The following is a 3871-nucleotide window of genomic DNA, read 5'->3' on the forward strand; positions in this document are numbered from 1 at the left end:
CGCAAATGTAATCTGTTCTTCAGTGTATCTGCTCTTCTTCACGACATGACCTTCTGCTTGTTAAGGTTGCATCATGCCGGATTTTTCTACTTTTGAATGGCCCAGTTTCTTGGGGTAGCCTCAGCCGCGCTGGTCAAAATAAATAACTTACTTATTATCATCCTGGCAATTTAACCATTTCGACGGTGTATTTACATTTTGTCCACCCACGGCCAAAACCGTGCCCTTTGGGGCTTCTCGCATGTGCTTGCAAAGTAATGGTTCGAGGTTGTGTAACGCCAGGAATAACATCGACGTAATCTGCCCATCCAATACGGCAATCGTTTTCAGAACCATTCTTTTCTACTAACCCACCTTTTAAGGATTCCCTTAATAGAGCGTACCCTTCAGGAGCAGTAAGTCGACTCACCTGTGAATCGCAGCCTCCTACAGCACCAGGTAAGCTAGTTCCTTGCGTTCTACACTCAGCTACTATTTCTTGTGTATCAGCAAAAGCGGAAACAGGAAAAATGGTTGAAAAAAATACGGACGCCCACAGTTTTGCAATCATCATCCTCTCCTAGTTTGTCAAGCTGTGATAGTAAGCAGAGTAAAAGATATGCTCAAACCACCACGGTTACAAGTAAGCCAATCATAAACTTGCCGAAACAAGCGTTGCCGAGACAACGAGAGCCGTTAATGATGCAGCTGCTGTTATAGTTTTTAACAAATGGATCTGTCAACCATAAACATTAGAAGCTCTTTAGAGTTTACCTTTATCTAACCAAGCTGTGGCTTTTCTCGCCCTTGTCTAGCGACAATTACTTTTGCCGGTGGCGACAAGTAGATTTTCCGGTGTTTGGCGGCTGAACTGTTGAGGTTGCGGCCGTCGCTATCATGCGGCTCCTTGCGGAGCCTGCATGAAAAAAGACGGAGAAATCAAATTGTTGCAGGAAGAACGTCGTAAAGGAGCGATCAGAAGCTGGCTGCAGCGCGCACAGGCATGAGTGAGCGCACGGTGCGCAAATACGAGCGCGCTGGCAAATTACCAAGTCAACTGAAGAAGCCACGCACGCATCGAACGCGGGAGAATCCGTTTAGCCTCGATTGGCCGTGGGTCGAGGAGCAGCTCAAGCGAGACCCAGCGCTGCAGGCCAAGCCTCTGTTCGTGCTGTTGTGTCAGGCGTTTCCAGGGCGATATCAAGAAGGCCAGCTACGTACGCTGCAGGGGCACATTCAATAGTGGCAAGTACGTCACGGTCCGAAGCAAGAAGTCATGTTTGCACCGGAGCATGTCCCCGGGCGCATGGCCCAATCCGATTTCACTTCGAGGAATAGCCTGAAAGTGACGATCTCGGGCACCGCGTTCCCGCACCTTGTCTACCATTTGGTGCTGACTTACTCAAACGTTGAGGCCGTGCGCGTTTGCTTCTCCGAGAGCTTCGAGGCGCTGGCCGATGGGCTTGAAGCGTGCCTGTGGCAAATTGGCGGTGTTCCGGAATTGCACCGCACAGACAATCTGACTGCAGCCGTACGCGAGCTCGATCGTGAAGGTATGCACGAGTTTACACAGAACTATCGTTCATTGCTCGCGCATTACGGCATGCGGCCATCGGCAAATACGGCCGGATGCGCTAACCAAAATGGTGACGTTGAACAATCACACTTTCGGCTCAAACAGGCCGTGGATCAAGCGCTACGGGTTCGCGGCACGCGAGACTTCAGAACGCGTAGCGACTATGAGCATTTTCTGGGTGAACTTGTTCGGCAGCTAACCTTACTCGCACGCAACGATTCGAAGTGGACCAAGCAGCGCTTAGAGCGCTGCCCAAGGCACCACTGGGCTTCACGCGCGAGGTCACGGTGCGCGTGTCTCATTTCAGCTTAGTTCGGGTACTCAACAACCACTACTCTGTTCCGTCACGATTGATCGGGGCGACGCTGAAAGTGCGCATCCGCTTGGAGAGTTTGTGACCTGCCCCCGGTTTTAGTACGGAGCGCAGGTAGAGTCCGAGGCTAAAAATTTCTTCGCTTCGTGCGCCTGCGCGAACTGCACCGGCGCCAGATAGCCGAGCGAGCTGTGAGGCCGCTCGGTGTTGTACTCGATACGCCACTGCTCAATCAAACGCTTGGCATGGTGCATGGAAACGAACCCGTGCTCGTTCAGACATGCGTCGCGGAATCGACCGTTGAAGCTTTCGATGTAGGCGTTTTCCATTGGTTTGCTGGGACGGATGAACGAGAGCATGACACCTACTAAGCACCTGCTTAACTCACAGGCCTGGCAACGAGGTATCGACCTCGATAGCCAGGCACTCACGCGTGTAATCGTCAACCACGTTCAGGCAACGAAAGCGCCGACCATAGGCCAACCCGTCGCTGACGAAGTCCATCGACCAGCTTTGGTTCGGCCCCGTTGGCAACGGCAGCAGCTTACGCTCGACACAGGCAATGCGCTTGCGTTGCCGCTTGCGCACACTCAGTGCGGCTTTGCTGTACAGCCGCCAGATACGTTTGTGGTTTATCAGCCAGCCCTCGCGCTGCAACAGCACGTGAATCCGCCGATAGCCATAGCGCCGCTTTTGAGCAGCGATGGCCATTATCCGGCCAGTCAACACTTCGTCGTCGCCCCGGCGGCGCGATTCATAGTGAAACAGTGAGCGAGAAATCCCTGCCAGCCCGCAGGCACGGGTAACACCCATGGCGCGCTCGGTCATCAATATCCGGACCGCTTCGCGTTTGGCCTGCGGGCTGGCTATTTTCGCGACAGCAACTCCTTCAACGCCGCGTTGTCGAGCATCGATTCGGCTAGCAAACGCTTGAGTTTGTTGTTCTCCTGCTCCAGCGCCTTCAAGCGCTGCGCGTCCGAAACCGTCATCCCGCCGAATTTCGCTTTCCAGTTGTAGTACGTCGCTTCTGAGATGCCATGCTTGCGGCAAAGCTGCGTTGGCTTCAGGCCTGCCTCGCCTTCCCTCAGCACCCCAATAATCTGTTCTTCGGTGAATCGTTTCTTCATGACCGCTCCTCTTCAGAACGGACTCTACACCGTCACCGTACTAATCTCGGGGAGCAGGTCACAACGATGAGCCGATTGCCGATCCTCTCCCATCCGAGAATGCACATGTCGGTAGCGGGCAACAGGCGTTGAAGGAAGGAAAATCCATGCCGATTATCCGAGTGATGCAATACTGGCTTGATCGTCATTGTCACCTGCAGGTTCACACAAAGTGGGGAAGAGCCAAATTTTAGATACGCTTGACAACGGTGTACCGCGAGACCGGTAACGTCGGCCTCACGGTACGCGCGGTGTGGCATCTCCCGACCGACACTTCACGAATGGCTACGTCGCTATTAGGAAGCCAGCGACGTAGGTCTCCAATCCCAAAGCCGCCGCTCTACACCGAAGTCCAAGCCAGAAGGTCTGAGGCCGATCGAGCAACAATCCTCCGACTGCGTGCCGAGTACAAATTACCGGTGCGCCAATAACCACTCCGACAAGATATATAATTTACTTATTCTATTATGGTATTTTATTTACTTCGAAAGTGTATTTACATCTTGCCCATCCACGACCGGAACCATGCCCTTTAGGGCTTCTCGCATGTGCTTGCAAAGTAATGGTTCGAGGTTGGGTAACGCCAGGAATGACATCGGTGTTATCCGCCCATCCAACACGACAATCTTTTTCAGATCCATTTGACTCTATTAATCCACCATTTAAGGTTTTCTGTGCAATAAAATATCCTTCTGGAGCAGTAAAGCTACTTAACGCTGAATCACAACCTTTTCTCTCTCCACTTGAGCTAGTTCCTCCCGTCGTACATTGTGCTTCTATTTCCTGTATATCAGCGAAAGCGGAAATAGGAAAAATGGTTGAAAAGATTACGGATGC

4 protein-coding genes and 2 pseudogenes are annotated in these 3871 nt (G+C 52.3%); 3 read left to right on the plus strand and 3 right to left on the minus strand.

Annotation, left to right across the window (positions count from 1 at the left end):
• Positions 1-157: 157 nt before the first annotated feature.
• Positions 158-550 carry a hypothetical protein gene (locus KPG66_RS17040; RefSeq protein ID WP_237071631.1) on the minus strand — a complete coding sequence of 131 codons (393 nt, stop codon included), beginning with the start codon at positions 548-550 and terminating at the stop codon, positions 158-160.
• Positions 551-982: 432 nt separating this feature from the next.
• On the opposite strand from KPG66_RS17040, the gene KPG66_RS17045 reads away from it, so the two are divergent.
• Positions 983-1222, plus strand: a complete 240-nt coding sequence (locus KPG66_RS17045; protein WP_237071632.1) for a hypothetical protein — start codon at positions 983-985, stop codon at positions 1220-1222.
• A 557-nt stretch (positions 1223-1779) separates the two neighbouring features.
• Positions 1780-1953: a Mu transposase domain-containing protein gene (locus tag KPG66_RS17050; RefSeq protein ID WP_237071633.1), complete on the plus strand. Its 174-nt coding sequence runs from the start codon at positions 1780-1782 to the stop codon at positions 1951-1953.
• Positions 1954-1966: 13 nt separating this feature from the next.
• Here KPG66_RS17050 and KPG66_RS17055 read toward each other — a convergent pair.
• Positions 1967-2995, minus strand: a pseudogene (locus tag KPG66_RS17055) (IS3 family transposase).
• A gap of 233 nt (positions 2996-3228) precedes the next feature.
• Between KPG66_RS17055 and KPG66_RS17060 the strand changes: the two are divergent.
• Positions 3229-3447: pseudogene (locus KPG66_RS17060) on the plus strand (helix-turn-helix domain-containing protein); the annotation flags it as partial.
• Positions 3448-3499: 52 nt separating this feature from the next.
• On the opposite strand, the gene KPG66_RS17065 reads toward KPG66_RS17060, so the two are convergent.
• The coding region (locus KPG66_RS17065; RefSeq protein ID WP_237071634.1) for a hypothetical protein at positions 3500-3871 on the minus strand (372 nt) is incomplete at its 5' end.

It is taken from the genome of Mycetohabitans sp. B2 (assembly GCF_021733735.1).
GTDB classification, from domain to species: Bacteria; Pseudomonadota; Gammaproteobacteria; order Burkholderiales; family Burkholderiaceae; genus Mycetohabitans; species Mycetohabitans rhizoxinica.